Source organism: Corynebacterium suranareeae (assembly GCF_002355155.1).
Taxonomy (GTDB): domain Bacteria; phylum Actinomycetota; class Actinomycetes; order Mycobacteriales; family Mycobacteriaceae; genus Corynebacterium; species Corynebacterium suranareeae.
Genome location: NZ_AP017369.1, coordinates 2133168 through 2149782, shown reverse-complemented (window position 1 = coordinate 2149782; position 16615 = coordinate 2133168). Strand labels below are relative to the sequence as shown.

Here is a 16615-nt window from a genome sequence, read left to right as displayed (position 1 = left end):
TCAAAGTCTAGCGAATAATAACTAAAGTTACCTGATATGTCATCTGACGCTAGAAGTTGAAATGATGCCACAGTGAGAAAACGCCGAGGCCAACAGTGGTGGCTTCGGCGTTTTGGGTGAAAAAGGGCATTTTACTGCGCGTACTCACGTAGTCGTGATGCACGATCGCCATCACGGAGTTTGCTCATTACTTCACGCTCAATTTGACGCACACGCTCACGGGAGAGGCCAAAGCGGCGTCCAATTTGATCAAGGGTGCGCGGCACGCCGTCATCAAGGCCGTAGCGCAGGCGGATGACATCTTGTTCGCGAGGCTCAAGGGTGTTCAAGACTGCGCGGATGTCGGAGTGGCGCATGGAGGCAACCACTGCAGATTCAGCATCTGTTGCTTCGGAATCTTCAATGAAGTCACCCAAAGGGGCTTCTTCATCTGCACCAACAGGCATGTCCAGGCTTACTGGATCACGGGATTGGCGAAGCAACATTTCAATCTTGGACTCTTCAATACCGGATTCCTCGGCGAGCTCTTCATTGGTGGCTTCACGTCCAAGGTGCTGGTACATCTCACGCTTAATGCGGGAAAGTTTATTGACCTGCTCTACCAAATGGACCGGTAGGCGGATGGTGCGTGATTGGTCAGCCATGCCACGGGTAATTGCCTGGCGGATCCACCAGGTTGCATACGTGGAGAACTTAAAGCCCTTGGAGTAGTCAAACTTTTCCATAGCGCGGATAAGTCCAAGGTTGCCTTCTTGGATGAGATCCAAAAGCGGCATTCCTCGACCCGTGTAGCGCTTTGCTAGGGATACAACCAGACGCAGGTTTGCCTCGAGGAGGTGGGAACGAGCCTTCTTGCCGTCTTTGGCAAGAACTTTAAGATCGCGCTTCATGGCGCGGGTGAGTGGCTCTTCGGAGTGTTTCAGAAGGTGCTCCGCGTAAAGACCAACTTCAATGGTCTGAGCGAGCTCAACTTCATCTTCTGCGGTAAGCAGTGCAGTTTTGCCGATGCCGTTGAGGTAAACGCGAACAAGGTCCTGTGAAGGATTATCGTTGGTTTGGCCTCTCCTGCTGCCGGGATCTACCTCACGATCAGTCGCTGTGAGATCCTGCGTGGACGGTGCTGTCATAACTGGCCTCCTAATTTCGCGGTTCAAGAGGTTCAACGAGCTGCCTGCAGAAAAAGTTCCCGAGTGGATTTACCCTATTCTATACACCCCCATATTGGGGAGTTTCCAGTTTGTGGGCTTTACCTACTAGCACTCAACTAAAACCGTGAAGGGGCCTTCATTAACCGATGTGACTTTCATCATTGCACCGAATTGACCTTGCTCGACGGTTATTCCGCGTTCGCGAAGCCCATGGGCGATCTTTTCAATGACTGGTTCTGCCACTTCTCCTGCGGCAGCATCGGACCACGATGGGCGTCGACCTTTGGCAGTGCGACCATGCAAGGTGAATTGGCTAACAAGGAGAACCGGAGCGTTGACATCACTGACAGATTTTTCATCCTCCAAGATGCGCAACTCTGCAATTTTTCTCACCATGGTTTCCCATGCGTTGTCGCTATCTGCTGCGCCAACCCCAACCAGTACGAGGACTCCGCCAGTATCAGGGCAGTCAATAGCACCTACTATTTCGCCGTCCACGCTCACGCTGGCAGAACTCACGCGCGTTAAAACTGCTTTCACTTTTTATCGCTGTTCCTCTCAAGAATCTAGGAGGTCGGCAGGTAACACCAGACCATGGCGAATAAGGTCGACTAAAGCTGCAATAGCACCGTTATGGAGGGATTCGCCTTCAATCCCTTGGGCCATGGCATACATTTCTAGGATTTCTTCAAGGGGTAGTCCATCAGGATTAAGACCGGCAACGATAGCAGCGACGTGATTATCGACATCATGTGACCAGCGGGGACCATCTGTGCGGGTGAGGCGAAGGGTGACGGGGCTAAAACCCATACCTTCTTCAGCATCTGCCAAACTGATTTCTTCTCGAGCTACACCAGGTCGAACTTTGTAGCGTGCACTAAGAATGGAACTTCGGGTTTGTTCACGCAGCCAAGCAGTTCTGGTGAAGTATTCCTCAATTTCTGGACCCAGTGGATCTTCAAAGTATTGAGGCATGGACTCAGCCAAAATATCTGAATTTTTATCTGCGTCATCTTCATCAAGGCGCTGGATAGCGATGAAGCCAAATCCCACACCATTTACGTGTGCCTGGTCAAAGTGCTTAAGCCAGGCATTTGTGCGTGCTGCAGCCTCTGGACTGCGCAGATCCAAAGATTCATCGCTGAGCCAGGTGCCTACATATTGGGCAGGGCTTACAGCATCGCGTTGAATAATCCAGGCAACATAGCCGGAATCCGGGAGCCATTGCGCCACTCGCTGTTGCCACGATTGATCGGCAGAATGCACCCACGCGCCAAGTAGGTGAGCAGTGCCACCGGGGTTGAGGTGAGCGCATGCCTCTTTTACTACTAACGCAGTCGCGCCATCGAGATCCATTCCAGAATCGCGGTACACATGACCAATTTCTGGAGGGCCAACGACAAATGGTGGATTAGCAATGATTCGGTCAAAGTGACGCCCTTGAACAGGCTCGAACCAGCTGCCCTCTAACAATTCAGTGGGGATATCGGAATCAACAAGTGTCGCCTCGGCGAAATCTAGCGCACGGGGGTGGACATCAGTTGCGATAATTTCCTTCGCCGCACCAGCTTGGCCAAGCACCTGAATTCCTGACCCCGTACCCAGATCAAGCACGGAACCCGTGGGGGAGGTGGGCGTTGCCTGCAAAAGGGAAAGGCTAGCGGCACCGACACCCAGCACATGATCGGGGCCTGGAACATGCTGAGTCATGGATGCATCAGCATCAGAAAATACCCACTGCTGCCGCCCAGCGATCAAATGCGGGCGAATATCAATCAACACTTGAGCGAAGTCACCGGAGATTTCAACGAGGGAGGCGTCGACAAGCATCTTTAAGCTTTCCCCGAGCAAACCAGCAAGCTTATCGACGCGCACCTCGTCGCGCAGCACAAACGCCCGTAGGGCGAGGTTTAAATCCGATTCCGGCAAGGAATCGAGGTGGAAGCGCACAGCAGCTGGCTGACCGGCGTGCATGGCCGCGGTGAAATCAGGGCCCAACACATTGTTAATGCCCGTGGTGGTGTAGCCAATGCGGCGGAAAAGTTTCTTCAACTCTGAAGCTGCAACGGTAAGGGGAGTTCTAGTTTTTGTCATTGGTGCCTTTATCTTCATCTTCTTGAGCATCGATGATTAACCCATCAAAATCGCGCTTAATATCTACCTCGCGCGAATGGTTTTCTAACTGTTTCGCTTGCTGTGCCTCAAGCTGCGCGCGTTCATTCATCTCCCGGATCAAACCCGGCTTGTACACGTTCTTCTCCCGCGGATCGCGTGGGGAGCCATGCCCATTAGCAATCACCACAGCCACCCACGGAAGGGGTACTGAGATGACAAATATGATCAGTGCCAAAAGCCATGCATGCCACACAATCCACGACACACCAGCCAAAATCAAAAGTGGGATACGAAGCGCCTGGATAACGTTGTAAATACGCCGCCGATGGCGCATGTCCTGCATAGGGGTGCGCTTTTTATCAGTAATCAGCAACACGTCATTGCGATGGAACAACTTCGTCAATCGTCTTTTAGGCGAATGCTCCGACTCGCCGGCAGGCCGGTTATGTCGGTCTTTTCGCTGGTTCATACCGAACAGGGTAGTCCGTTTAGTGACAACAGAGGAATCTGGGGCATGATGGTTTAAGTGAGAACAACAACAAAGACCATTGAACGTCCCGATGTCAGGGAAGATAACGCGACAAGCGACGACACCCCGAAGTTCTTCCACTACGTGAAGAAGGACCAAATCGTGGAGTCCGCCGTTAGTGGTCGCATGGTTGTTGCCCTATGCGGCGAAACCTTCCCTGTCACCAAACAAGCCAAGCCCGGCTCACCAGTGTGCCCGGACTGCGAGAGAATTTTTAAGGGTATGCGTAAGAAGTGAGTTCTAATCTAAGAGCGTGGCAGCGCGCAGCTCTGGATAAATTTCTTGCTGAAAAACCCCGTGACTTCCTGGCCGTGGCAACCCCCGGTGCAGGTAAAACTACGTTTGCGTTGCGCGTAGCCACGGAGTTAAAAGCATCGCGCACAGTTGATCGCATCATCGTGGTTGTGCCCACTGAACACCTAAAAGTCCAGTGGTCACAATCTGCTGCACGAGTGGGACTGGCATTAGACCCAGAGTTTAAAAACTCCGGCAGCATCAACCCTGCTTATGATGGCATCTGTGTGACATACGCCCAGGTGTCCATGCACCCGTTCAAGCACTATCAGCTGGCCATGGCACGCCGAACTTTGGTGATCTTAGATGAGATCCACCATGGTGGTGACGCCAAAAGCTGGGGTGACGGCATCAGCCAGGCATATCGCGATGCCGAACACCGCCTAGCGCTTACTGGTACGCCATTTCGTTCCGATGATTCACAAATTCCTTTTGTGCGCTATCAAGAAGACGAAGAAGGCCACCTGGTATCCAAATCGGACCACACCTACGGCTACTCAGAAGCACTTGCAGATGGAGTAGTCCGCCCTGTTGTCTTCCTCGCATATTCAGGTGAAGCACGGTGGCGCGACAGCGCTGGCGAGGAATACGCAGCACGGCTCGGCGAACCGCTCAACGCGGAACAAACAGCCAAAGCATGGCGAACCGCACTTGATCCCAAAGGTGACTGGATCCCTGCTGTCTTGTCAGCAGCCCACACCAGGCTGATGCAGCTGCGACAAAACATCCCTGATGCAGGCGGTCTAGTCATCGCTTCTGATACAAAAACAGCACGTGCCTACGCGAAAATTTTAGGCACGCTATCTTCCACGCCAGTCGCGGTGATTTTGTCCGATGAGGCTGGGGCATCAGAACGCATCGATGAGTTCTCTGCATCCACCGATGAATGGATGGTGGCTGTACGAATGGTGTCAGAAGGTGTGGACGTCCCACGCCTTGCCGTTGGTGTCTATGCAACCTCTGCCTCCACGCCACTGTTTTTTGCCCAGGCAATTGGTCGTTTCGTGCGATCACGCATGCCCGGTGAAACAGCATCAGTCTTTTTGCCGTCCGTTCCAGTGCTTCTAGAACTGGCAGAAAAACTTGAAGTGTCTCGCGATCACGTCCTGGGTAAACCTCATCGCCCCAAAGAAGGGTGGGATGATGAGCTTCTTCAAGAGGCAAACCGCAAAGAATCAGAACCAGATGACCTGCCTAAATATGAATCCTTGGGTGCTGATGCCGAACTAGATTCCTTGATCTATGACGGCTCCACCTACGGAACTGGCACCTTCTCTGGATCTGCCGAGGAAGCAGACTACCTTGGTCTTCCTGGGCTGCTTGATGCAGAACAGATGCGCGAACTACTCCGGAAACGCCAGGAAGAACAACTCGATGCACGCGACGCAGAAGAACGCCGCCGCAAAGAGTTGGAAAAACAAAAACAACGTGAAGCAGAAATCCACGAAAAACCCGTGCAAGAGGTAGCTAGTGATGAGATCCCACGCCTACGCAAGGAACTCAACACCATTGTGTCTATCACCTCGGGTCGAACTGGACGCCCACACGGCGCAATTCATACAGAAGCGCGCAAGCACTGCGGTGGTCCGCCAACCGCACTTTGTAGCGCGGAACAATTACGCGCCCGCATTGACTACCTGCGGAAGTGGTAGCGGATAACATTTTCGTTGCAATATCCATACCCCCAATGTCCCAAACGGATGTTGGGGGTATGGTGGTTTGGGCGTAAAAATACATAGCTTTGTGCAATGAAAATTGTCCACAACTTCCTGGAAAGGCCAGACAATGACCACTCCGAACTACCCTTACGGTGAACCCAACAACCAAGGCGATGGCGCAAACATTCCCTTTGATGCCAACCAAGGTTCACCGTATGCAGCTCAGCAACCGGGTTTTCAAGATCCCTACAACACCGGATACACCGGTGGTTTTGAAAACTCACCACTGAACGCGCCGAAAAACACGGCAGCTGCATGGGCGCTTGGTTTGGGTATCGCATCACTGGTAGCTCTTGTCGCCGTTGTTTCTGCGGTAATAGCTCCGGTCATTGCTATCGCCGGCATCATTGTTTCCATCATCGCGTTGGTTAAAGCAAAAAACATCAACGGCCCAAACAAGCGCAAGGGCTTTGCCATCACGGGTCTGATTTTATCGATCCTGACCCTGCTTATTACTGCAGCTATCTTTATTATTTTTGTTGTTGTGCTGAGTAATTCCGGTCTTCAAGAATGTGCAACACTTGTGGATCCTGCCGCGCAACAGCAATGTGTTGAAGACCTCTTCAATTAGACTCAAACACTTTTCATGAAATCCTGTGGCAGCTGATGAATGCCACAGGATTTTCTTTTGACAATTAGATCTAAACCTAAAGGAAAGCATGTCTAAACAAGTAGCGGTGCGTAGCGCGCAAAAGACCAGGATCCTCTCTCCCGACGTGGCCCGAGGTCTCGCGCTCTTAGGAATCGCAATGGCCAACGTTTCAACCGCCTGGATCACCGCGCCCAGTACAGCCACAGCGCGTTCCATTGGCGGCATTGTCCATGACTCCATTTTTGAGAAAATCTACGCTGTCATAGCCACAATGTTTATCCATGTCCGTGGCCTGCCGATGTTTTCCACTCTGCTTGGATACGGCGTGGGCATGATTGTCTACAGCCTCTGGCGGCGCCAATATCCAGACACTTCAGCCAGGGGAGTGTTGCTTCGACGCTATGGATTCCTGGCCCTATTCGGAATCATCCACATGATATTTCTCTTTTGGGGCGACATCATGTTCTTCTACGGTGTTGCTGGCATGACATTTGCTCTCCTGATGACACTTAAAGACAAAGCACTGTGGTGGATTGCCGGGGTCATGGCCGTTGTCTATGCCCTTTTTGGAATTGGACTCGGGGTAATACTTCCACTGGTTGTAGATTTCTCAGCAGATCAATCAACAGCAATTCTCGGAGGTGCAACTTCGTCCTACTGGGGATACTTAGGTGTTGGTTTACTTTCTGTGCCACTGCAAATAGGAGCAGTACCAGTGGAAATGCTCATGCTCATGCCTGTGATGATTGTTGGCTACATTGCTGCACGCCACCGAGTGCTCTCCCGTGTCGATGAATTTAGAAAACCACTATGGATTGCAACATGGGTATTCATTGCCATTGCAGTGCTCGTTGGAATTCCATGGGGACTAGCCGAAATTGGGGTGTTTTCTTCCCAAACAGCTACCGTCTTCAGCGGACTTAATCAAGCCATTGGTGCGCTGACAGGACCTGGAATTGTTGCCGCAGTAGCGCTATTAGTTCAACCCCTGCAACGAAAAATCAACGAAGGAAATGCTGCATTACCCCTACCTGTCAAAATGATCGCAGCACTGGGCGCTCGCTCAATGAGCGGATATGTTGGACAGTCCATACTATTTCTTATCTTCGCACAAACCTTCACACTCGGAATCGGTCAAGGCGGAGGCATACTTGCAGGAGCAGGTGTGGCAATCTGCGTATGGCTGGTAACCCTTCTTGCTGCATACGGCTTGGAAGTAGCCGGAAAACGTGGACCATTCGAAGCAGTACACAGGTACATGGCCTACGGCAAAAAGGGGTTACAGGACCCTTACGTGCCCAAACAACTTCCATCTTCCTATCAGCAGATTCCAGGAACTGAACCTTTGGGGAAAGCATCGGATAAATATTCTCAAGGGGACTAGGCGGGGTAGTGGATAAAAGTAAGTTTCTGAGTTCTGGCTCAATCAGGGTGTCGACCGCATCTTAAACGTTTGTCCCTGAGGCAATGCCACCTGGCGGGTTCTTAAGTGCGACTGCTTAACAGGCGACTTCACGTACTCAACTTCACGTCATACGACTTCAGTAGGCCTTGGGCTGATTTTGTAGCGAAGTCGCCTATTAAGAAGTTGAGTACGAGAAGTCGTCACCGTGAAGTCGTCCTGTAGTACTTATGCAGCTCCACCTTGAGTCCTCTTTAAGTTCGAGACCGCACTTCCAATCCCTTGTGCTCAATTTCTTAAGTTCGAGACCACTAGGAAAATCATCCAAAACCGAGGGAAATTGGAGTTGCGAAATTGAGCTTGCGGTATTGCTGTTGCGAACTCGGTACCGTGAAATCGTACTTAAGAAGCCAACGTGTTTATCGCTTGTTTAAGGCGTTGATTTTATCCAATGAGTGTTTGTATCAATTGAGGTCTTAAAGGCCGTGAGAGGCGGTTTTAGAGGGCCACTTTTTCTGAGCTGTTTGAGCAGTTTTTCACCGCAGTTCATCTGGAGACCAAGGACACTTGTGGGCGATCTGGTTTTGGTCATATATGACGTTTTGCAGGTCCACATATTTGATCTGGCGACCAAGTATTTTTGATCATCCTATGGATTTGGTCGCATATTGCGGTATCCATGCATGGCCCTGAACAAATTACTCGCATCGCACAGTGGGTAAGTGATTTGTCCACGACTGCACCGAAGCAACACGAAGCGATGCGCCACGGAACCTAAGGATCAGTTGTGAAAGGTGGCTTAAATGACGTGCGAATATCCACTTCTTCCAACGCAGGCAACTCATAGCCTCCTGCAATAAGAAAACCGGACCGAAATCTTCTCCTTAAATGGAAATGATTTCGGTCCGGTTTTTTTAAAGCTCTACTGGAAACTAGTCCAGGTAATCGCGCAGAACCTGGGAGCGCGATGGGTGGCGCAGCTTAGACATCGTCTTGGACTCAATCTGGCGGATACGTTCACGGGTAACACCGTAGACTTGACCGATTTCGTCTAAAGTGCGTGGCATTCCGTCAGTCAGGCCGAAGCGGAGTTTCACTACGCCGGCTTCACGTTCGGAGAGGGTCTCCAGAACATCTTGCAGTTGGTCTTGCAGCAAGGTGAAGGAAACCGCATCGACTGCCACGACGGCTTCGGAGTCTTCGATGAAGTCGCCGAGTTGGCTATCGCCTTCATCGCCGATGGTCTGGTCCAGCGAGATGGGTTCGCGGGCGTACTGCTGGATCTCCAGAACCTTTTCTTCGGAGATGTCCATTTCTTTGGACAGTTCCTGTGGGGTGGGTTCGCGTCCGAGTTCCTGGAGTAGTTCACGCTGGATGCGACCAAGTTTGTTGATCACTTCAACCATGTGGACTGGAATACGGATGGTTCGTGCTTGGTCTGCCATGGCACGAGTGATGGCCTGACGGATCCACCAAGTTGCGTAGGTGGAGAACTTGTAACCCTTGGAGTAGTCGAATTTCTCCACGGCACGAATCAGACCGAGGTTGCCTTCCTGGATAAGGTCAAGGAATGCCATGCCGCGGCCGGTGTAGCGCTTAGCCAGGGAGACAACCAGACGAAGGTTGGCTTCAAGCAGGTGGTTCTTGGCCTTGCGTCCATCGCGAGCAATGGCGCGCAGGTCACGTTTGACGGCTGGAGTCAGCTTTGCATCCTTGTCTCCAGCGGCGAAAGCTTCTTCCATTTCCTCCATGCGGTGGGTTGCGTAGAGGCCGGCTTCGATGCGCTTTGCTAGGGAGACTTCTTGTTCAGCGTTAAGCAGGGCAACTTTACCGATTTGCTTGAGGTAAGCGCGAACGGAGTCAGCGGAAGCGGTGAGCTCAGCGTCCTTGCGGGCCTGGCGAAGGGTCGCGGATTCGTCCTCATCCCAAACAGATGAGCCGTCTTCCTCTTCGTCGTCTTCCTCTTCTCCGAGGGGTTCGACGCCGTCTTCTTCCTCTTCGTCATCGCCAAGGCCGTCAACGAAGTCTTCATCGCCGTCGAAGTCCTGTTCGTCTTGAATGAGGTTGTCCTCATCGTCGTCGATAGGTGCTTCTTCATCCTTAGCGGTCTCAGGTGCTGCCTTAGGAGCTGCTACCTTCTTGGCTGCAGTTTTCTTAGCAGGTGCCTTGCGTGCCGTTTTCTTTGCAGTCTTTTTCGCAACCTTTTTGGCAGGGGCTTTTGCTGCAGGGGTGGTGGCCTCTACGGCTTCGGTTGCCTCTACCGGAGTGTCAGCAACTGAGGTGCCATCGATGCTGCGCGCAGGGGTGGCTGAGATAGGAGACTCTGGTGCTGCTCCCAATGGGGTTGCCACGCGCGGGGCTGCTTTGCGCGCGGTCTTTCGTGCGGTCTTTTTCGCGACCGTCTTTTTTGCTACGTTGTTTTCTACCATGCTGCTCTCCACGGCTCCTGGTGCATTTTCATCGACATCTCCGACTGATCCGAGTGATGCTGAGGATTCAATGGCAAATACCTAACGCCCTTTCCGCCTAGCTTCTTTCCATAGAGATGTTTTTAAGTGCGAATACCTATATACAACAATAGAGAAACGTATTTGTTCCCCAGAAACGCCGAAAAGTATCCCCAAAACTTAGGGTGCATCTCCATGAAATTGGTCAGCCGATCAATTGTTCATGTCCCTGGTGCCTTCTCCTGGAAAGTCTCATTTGCTCTCGGCTTTTAAATGCTTTTAAAAATCCGAAATGCGTTGAGTCAACTACTTTTTTGGAGGCTTAAAGGGGGTGAATCAATCTCATGGTTAACTCTTGTCCACGATCAGCGTTCCATTATAGTTGAACAACTACGCTGATGTCACAAAAGGCCTGTTTTTCCTACAGCAAGGCGCGCTGTGAATCAAGACCTGGGGCAAAAATCACCGATGTGTCGTTTAAGGTGCGAGGTGTTTATTCACGGCCATTGCGGCTCCTACAATTCCGGCTCGATTTCGTAGTTGTGCTGGGACAACTGCAGTTTCAATGTCAAGGAGTGGAAGCCACTTTTCGTGTTTTCTGGAAATTCCACCTCCGATGATAAAAACGGAAGGGGAGAAGAGTTTCTCATACTCTTTCAACACTTTGTTGAGGCGTTTGGACCACTTCTTCCATGACAGATCGTTGTTTTCTTTAACTGCGGCTGAGGCTAGATGTTCGGCTTCTTCACCGTCGACAATCATGTGACCAAGTTCGGTGTTGGGGAACAATTGTCCATCGATGAGAAAAGCGGATCCGATTCCCGTGCCCAAGGTAAGCAGAATGGATGCGCCTTCGCGGGCTACGGGGTCTCCGAAGGTTGCTTCGGCGATTCCAGCGGCATCTGCATCGTTGAGGACGGTGATTTCTCGGCCACCAAGATGGCGATCAAAAAGTTCGTGCACATCGGTGCCGATCCATGATTTATCAATATTGGCTGCCGAGAGTGCGATTTGCTCACGAACGACAGAAGGCAAGGTGATTCCGACTGGGCCATCCCAGTCTGCTTGCGAAATAATCTCTGCGACTACTTCGGCGACAGCTTCGGGGGTTGCTGGTTTCGGGGTGGCGATTTTGATGCGATCATCTATAAACTCACCGGTCTTAAGGTTAACCCGGGCACCTTTGATGCCGGAGCCACCGATATCAATTCCAAATCCAGTCTCAGTCATGCGCCCAAGTGTACAAATCACTTTCGCTTTTGGCAGGCAAGTTTTTAAAAAAACAACCATGATGGGGATATGGAACAACAATCTTTTAATGAGTTGCGCGCGATTGCCGCCGAGACCGCCACGCTGACTGCTGCACGTATCAGGGATAAGCGCGGCGAGCTTGATAATTTGTGGGACTACACCAACACCAAAAGTTCGACAGTGGACCCAGTGACTGTGGTGGACACTTTGGCGGAAGATTTTATCGCCAATAGGTTGCAGGAACTTCGGCCTAAAGATGGGCTGATTGGTGAGGAAGGGACGGGGACGGCGTCGATAAGCGGGGTGACCTGGATTGTTGACCCCATTGACGGCACCGTCAACTTCCTTTATGACCTGCCTCAATATGCCGTCTCGATCGCTGCGGCGATCGACGGTGAGGTCGTGGCAGGCGCGGTGATCAACGTGGTCACCGGAGTGCTGTACACCGCCGCGCGCCATGAAGGCGCAAGCAAATATCTGCCTGAGCGCGATGAAATCGTGCCGCTCAAGGCCTCAGCAGCCACCGTGGTCAGCGAGTCCCTGGTTGCCACCGGGTTTAGCTATTCCGCTTTACGACGCTCCCTCCAAGCCGATCTATTAACCAAAATTTTGCCCACAGTGCGGGATATTCGACGCATGGGCAGCGCCGCTTTAGATCTATGCCATCTTGCCGATGGGCAGGTAGATATTTACTACGAACATGGCCTGAACTGTTGGGACTTTGCCGCAGGCAGCCTCATTGCCTCTGAAGCTGGAGCATTTGTGCGCGCCCCAGGGCTGTCAATTCCAGGATCATCAGGAGAGATTTGTTTCGCGGCAGCCCCCGGTGTTTTCGATGATGCGCACGCTCATTTTGAGGTCCTTGGTGCGTTTAACGCTTTAGACCGTTAACAAGCCATCAAAGTTGCCCCGAATTTTGTGCCTCTGACCTGGCAGTATGACAAGAGGGAAAAACTCCTTTACTATGCGCGCATGAAGCTGCACAACGCAAAATGCGTTTGTGCACGGCTAGTGAACGACACCCACTCGGGAGGAACTAAAGATGGCTACCGATTACGACGCACCACGTCGCCGCGTAGAAGACGAACTAGAGACTGACTCTCTCGAAGGTTTGAAGGCTGTAGAAAACGCCAATAGTGACATGGACGATGACGGTGAAATCGTCGAGTCCTTTGAGATCCCCAACGTTGATCTCTCCGGTGAAGAACTAAACGTAGACGTGGTTCCTCGCCGTGCGGATGAATTTACCTGCGCAAGCTGCTTCCTTGTGCAGCGCAACAACCGCAAGTCACACGTTGAGCCAGATGGATCCATCATCTGCCTTGACTGTGCATAAATCTGGGTGCGTAATTAGTCCAGAGTTACCTAACCCCGTCTACCAATGATCCGGTAAACGGGGTTTCTTGCTGCCTATGGTCGTTGCGTTAGTTCTTTTGATCTAAGCGCAATTTTATGCATTAGTATTCAAGGTGCTAACGGAAAAGCTAATCATCTTAAAAAGTTGAGAGCAAGAGTAGCTCACATGGATGTCAACAAATACACTTACAAAGTGTTCTGGTCTGAAGAAGATCAGGAATACGTAGCCACTGTGGCTGAATTTCCATCGTTATCTTGGCTCGCATCTGATCGCCAGAAAGCAGAATCAGGACTGCTTCATCTTGTTGCTGAAGTAATCGAAGATTTGGAGCAGAACGGGGAGAAAGCTCCGGTTCCGCTCGGTTAATGTTCGGACTTCTACTTCGCTGCACCAAAAAATTAGAAACTTGCGGCTGCCTAATGGAAATCTGCAAGTGCGGCGTCAGCTTGTTCAGGAACAAAAGCGCGCAATAAAGCTTCTGGATTCTTGCAACCAACTAACCAATATGGGGTGGAATCCTCGGGATCGTCCAGCACCAACATCACCATTTCTGGCACCCAACCGTGTGAGACCACAAACGCTGCCGGGTCAAGCTGTCGACCCATGGCGTTGCGTTTGGCTGTTGCAGGTACCGCCAGGGAGCGTGAGACAACATCAGAAGGTAAGTTTGCTTGACCTGCGATTAACCACCTGGTGCCATCAGCGTCTTGTTCCACGGCAATCACCGTATTAGACATGGTGACCAGTACCCACACACCAATGACCGATAACAACACCGCTGGAATATAGATCCAATATTCATTTCGGTTGAGGCCAAATTGTGCAGTAAGCAAGGCGACAACAAACGCCATTGCTAGCCACCAATACCAAGGCACCCACTGGCGTTCCCTATAGATTGTGGTTACTCCATCAGCGCCATTGCCAGAGGGAGCAGAAGATGCAGAATCAGGTTGTCGGGAATCAGTCACAATAGGTAATCCTATCCCACGGGTCATTTAAGATCATTTCCCGCAGGGTAGGTACGCTAAAAACTGTGACTGATTTAGCACCTATCAAACTTGTCCGCCTTGATAAAGACCTCCCGCTTCCAAAGCGTGCCCACCGTGGGGATGCCGGAGTAGATCTCCACGCCACGATAAGCACGGTTATTGCACCGGGGCAGCGTGAAATCGTTGGCACCGGTGTTGCTATTGCATTGCCATTAGGAACTGTTGGGTTGGTTCACCCCCGTTCGGGACTCGCTGCACGCGAAGGACTAAGCATTGTCAACGCACCTGGAACCATTGATGCGGATTACCGCGGAGAAATCAAAGTGTGCTTGATTAACCTGGATCCAGAAAAGCCCATCACGATTACCAGGGGAGATCGCATCGCACAGCTGGTGATCCAAAAGGTGGAGCTTGTTGATTTTGAAGAAGTAGAAGAACTCGACGACACCGTCCGTGGCGATCAGGGCTACGGTTCCACCGGAAAAACAGCGTAAATCCACCCCAACTACTTAAATTGGGTGGCAGGAATACACAATCCTCCTAGACTGGAACGGATTAGAAACGCGAAAGCAAAGGACGGAAAAGTAACTCATGGCTCTATGGCCTTTTGGTAAGAAAAAAGAATCAGCTGAAACAACTCCTGAAGAAAACGTTCAGGATGCCCCAGCAGCACCTGTAGCCCCTGAAACTAGTTCAGTACCGGAAGCACTCCGCAACTTAGGTGAGCAACCAGAAGTTGAGGTAGATCCGTCAGTTGGAGAACCCGACCCGGAACACGATGCCATTAACGGCGAAACCGGTCCTTTTGATGCAGGTTCAGTAGATATCCAGGACTTTGATTTCTCTGACTTTGCCAAAGGCGTCCTAGATCTTGGTTCCATTCAGGTTCCTCTTCCACAAAACTCCGAAGTCCAAGTGGAAATGGGCGAGCAAGGCCCACGGATGCTCCACGTTGTCACCCAGTACGGTCGGATCACCCCAGTAGCTTTTGCCGCTCCAACCTCTGCTGGACAATGGCGCGAAGCCACCAAAGAGATCGCAGAGGGCATGCGCCGTGATGGCCTGACAGTGCGCGTTGAAAAGGGGCCGTGGGGCAGGGAAGTAGTAGGCGAAGCAAATGACCGCCAAATCCGCATCGCAGGTGTGGATGGCCCACGGTGGATGCTGCGCATGACCATGATCAGCCCAGCTGACCGCGCAGATGACATGCGTGATCTTGGCCGAGAAGTCATCGCCCGCACTTTTGTCAACCGTGGTGATGCCCCGATCCTTGCTGGAAGTCCACTTCCGGTGGCCTTACCTAAGCAATTAGCTGAACAAGTTCAACAAGCAATGGCACAGCGCGCAGCGCAACAGAAAAACGCCCAAAGTGGAAACGTTGCGCCTGCTCAGAACCCAAATCAAGGTAATTCCGCTAACCCAGAGTAAGGTTAAACTCTTTGCGCTGTCCTAAAAGCTCACCAAAAGCTCATTGGACAGGATTTTTCAAGTGAAACGAGGACTACACTTAAATGACTGACACCGTCGAACTCGCCAAAGGCGACATCATTTCCGTTGAGGTGCTTAGGCCAGCTCACGGCGGTGAAGGCATCGCACACCACGATGGCCGAGTTATCTTTGTCCAAGGCGGCATCCCAGGGGATGTCGTCGAGGTAGAAATCGCACAGCTGAAAAAGAAATGGGCACGAGGTGGCGTGGTCAATGTCATCACACCATCTCCTGACCGCGTGGATTCCCGCTGTCCTGCAGCTGCTGCAGGAGCAGGCTGCTGTGACTACGCAGAGCTCAACCCAACCGTAGAACTTGACATCAAATCCCGAGTGCTTCGTGATCAGCTGGAGCGAATCGGTGGAATTGATGAACTTCCAACCTTTGAGCTTCATGATTTAGCTCCAACTGCTGGATGGCGTACTCGCGTTCGCCTTGGCGTGGATGCTTCTGGTCGCGCCGGGTTCCGCAAACTTAAGTCCAATGAGTTGGTCACTGATGTTGCCTGTTCTCAGGTAGTGCCAGAACTTCTTGAAGGCTTGGTCGGGGAGGGCGCGCGCCTTTTCACTCCTGGTGTGGAAATCATTGCCGCGATTGATGATGCCGGACAGCGCCACATCGTGGAATCTCGCAAAGCGCCTCGTGGTCGACGCACGGAAACCGTCCTCAAAGTGCTGGAAGGTACCGGCGAGGTTCAACAAACCGTCGGTGATTACACCTGGAAGTTCCCAGTGTCTTCCTTCTGGCAGGCGCACACCAAGGCTCCTGCAGCGTATTCAGAGTTCATCGCCGAAGCATTAAACGGACTGGAGCTGGTGGACGTCGATAAGCGTGGCCCTGTTGCCTGGGACCTGTACGGCGGTGTCGGCCTGTTCGCGCCGGTTATCGTCGACAAGCTAAAAGCGCATGTCCATTCTGTAGAACTTTCCCCAGGTTCGGCAGAAGCAGGTGAAGAGGCGTTGGCAGGATTGCCAGTTACTTTCCACACTGGTCGGGTTGAGGGCATGGCTTCTCAGTTGCCTTCACCTCATGTGGTTGTGTTGGATCCTCCACGCACTGGTGCAGGTAGTGATGTATTAAAAAACATTGCGGAGTCCAAGCCTCAGCTGGTTATCCATATCGGATGTGACCCAGCGACCTTTGCACGCGATGTTGCCGATTGGAAGGTAAACGGCTACGAATTGGATCAATTGGCGGTGTTTAATGCGTTCCCTGGCACTCACCACTTTGAGACAATTGGTGTATTTGTCCGCGTTTCCTAAGGCGGATTAAGCCTTGGTGCGCG

At 51.8% G+C, this 16615-nt stretch carries 16 protein-coding genes and 1 pseudogene; 10 read left to right on the top strand and 7 right to left on the bottom strand.

Going from position 1 to position 16615, the window contains the following annotated elements:
• Positions 1-131 precede the first annotated feature (131 nt).
• The 4 genes from N24_RS10065 to N24_RS10050 form a co-directional block, all read right to left on the bottom strand.
• The gene (locus tag N24_RS10065) at positions 132-1127 is read right to left on the bottom strand and encodes a sigma-70 family RNA polymerase sigma factor (RefSeq protein WP_096456595.1); all 996 of its coding nucleotides are present in this window, start codon (positions 1125-1127) and stop codon (positions 132-134) included.
• 126 nt (positions 1128-1253) lie between these two features.
• Entirely contained in the window at positions 1254-1688 is a 435-nt protein-coding gene (gene dtd, locus N24_RS10060; RefSeq protein WP_096456593.1) for a D-aminoacyl-tRNA deacylase, read from the bottom strand.
• Between the two features lie 18 nt (positions 1689-1706).
• The gene (locus N24_RS10055; protein ID WP_096456591.1) at positions 1707-3242 is read right to left on the bottom strand and encodes a DUF7782 domain-containing protein; all 1536 of its coding nucleotides are present in this window, start codon (positions 3240-3242) and stop codon (positions 1707-1709) included.
• Positions 3229-3732, bottom strand: coding sequence for a DUF3099 domain-containing protein (locus N24_RS10050; RefSeq protein ID WP_096456589.1), 504 nt, complete (start codon positions 3730-3732; stop codon positions 3229-3231). Before N24_RS10050 ends, N24_RS10055 begins: the two co-directional genes overlap by 14 nt.
• Positions 3733-3789: 57 nt before the next feature.
• Between N24_RS10050 and N24_RS10045 the strand changes: the two genes are divergently transcribed.
• The 4 genes from N24_RS10045 (at position 3790) to N24_RS10030 (ending at position 7780) form a co-directional block, all read left to right on the top strand.
• Complete coding sequence (locus N24_RS10045) at positions 3790-4029, top strand: DUF3039 domain-containing protein (protein ID WP_003857359.1); 240 nt, start codon at positions 3790-3792, stop codon at positions 4027-4029.
• Positions 4026-5738 carry a DEAD/DEAH box helicase gene (locus N24_RS10040; RefSeq protein ID WP_096456587.1) on the top strand — a complete coding sequence of 571 codons (1713 nt, stop codon included), beginning with the start codon at positions 4026-4028 and terminating at the stop codon, positions 5736-5738. Before N24_RS10045 ends, N24_RS10040 begins: the two co-directional genes overlap by 4 nt.
• 133 nt (positions 5739-5871) lie before the next feature.
• Entirely contained in the window at positions 5872-6375 is a 504-nt protein-coding gene (locus tag N24_RS10035) for a hypothetical protein (protein WP_096456585.1), read from the top strand.
• Between the two features lie 88 nt (positions 6376-6463).
• A complete protein-coding gene (locus N24_RS10030) occupies positions 6464-7780 on the top strand; it encodes a DUF418 domain-containing protein (protein WP_096456583.1) in 1317 nt (438 codons plus the stop codon).
• A gap of 950 nt (positions 7781-8730) precedes the next feature.
• Here the strand turns inward: N24_RS10030 and N24_RS10025 are convergent.
• Positions 8731-10227 (bottom strand): RNA polymerase sigma factor, encoded by a 1497-nt coding sequence (locus N24_RS10025; RefSeq protein WP_167382179.1) that lies wholly within the window; start codon positions 10225-10227, stop codon positions 8731-8733.
• Positions 10228-10722: 495 nt separating this feature from the next.
• Positions 10723-11475: a polyphosphate--glucose phosphotransferase gene (gene ppgK / locus N24_RS10020; RefSeq protein WP_096456579.1), complete on the bottom strand. Its 753-nt coding sequence runs from the start codon at positions 11473-11475 to the stop codon at positions 10723-10725.
• A gap of 69 nt (positions 11476-11544) precedes the next feature.
• On the opposite strand from ppgK, the gene N24_RS10015 reads away from it, so the two are divergent.
• The 3 genes and pseudogenes from N24_RS10015 to N24_RS10005 all read left to right on the top strand — a co-directional run.
• A complete protein-coding gene (locus N24_RS10015; RefSeq protein ID WP_096456577.1) occupies positions 11545-12387 on the top strand; it encodes an inositol monophosphatase family protein in 843 nt (280 codons plus the stop codon).
• 151 nt (positions 12388-12538) lie between these two features.
• The gene (locus N24_RS10010; RefSeq protein WP_003857344.1) at positions 12539-12832 is read left to right on the top strand and encodes a DUF4193 domain-containing protein; all 294 of its coding nucleotides are present in this window, start codon (positions 12539-12541) and stop codon (positions 12830-12832) included.
• Between the two features lie 186 nt (positions 12833-13018).
• Positions 13019-13253: pseudogene (locus N24_RS10005) on the top strand (toxin-antitoxin system HicB family antitoxin); the annotation flags it as partial.
• Between the two features lie 16 nt (positions 13254-13269).
• Here the strand turns inward: N24_RS10005 and N24_RS10000 are convergent.
• A complete protein-coding gene (locus N24_RS10000) occupies positions 13270-13821 on the bottom strand; it encodes a DUF3093 domain-containing protein (protein ID WP_096456573.1) in 552 nt (183 codons plus the stop codon).
• 65 nt (positions 13822-13886) lie between these two features.
• Here N24_RS10000 and dut point away from each other — a divergent pair, with 65 nt between their 5' ends.
• The 3 genes from dut (at position 13887) to N24_RS09985 (ending at position 16592) form a co-directional block, all read left to right on the top strand.
• The gene (gene dut / locus N24_RS09995) at positions 13887-14336 is read left to right on the top strand and encodes a dUTP diphosphatase (RefSeq protein ID WP_096456571.1); all 450 of its coding nucleotides are present in this window, start codon (positions 13887-13889) and stop codon (positions 14334-14336) included.
• 97 nt (positions 14337-14433) lie between these two features.
• Positions 14434-15270: a DUF3710 domain-containing protein gene (locus N24_RS09990; protein ID WP_096456569.1), complete on the top strand. Its 837-nt coding sequence runs from the start codon at positions 14434-14436 to the stop codon at positions 15268-15270.
• Positions 15271-15353: 83 nt separating this feature from the next.
• Positions 15354-16592 (top strand): class I SAM-dependent RNA methyltransferase, encoded by a 1239-nt coding sequence (locus tag N24_RS09985; RefSeq protein ID WP_096456567.1) that lies wholly within the window; start codon positions 15354-15356, stop codon positions 16590-16592.
• Positions 16593-16615 lie beyond the last annotated feature (23 nt).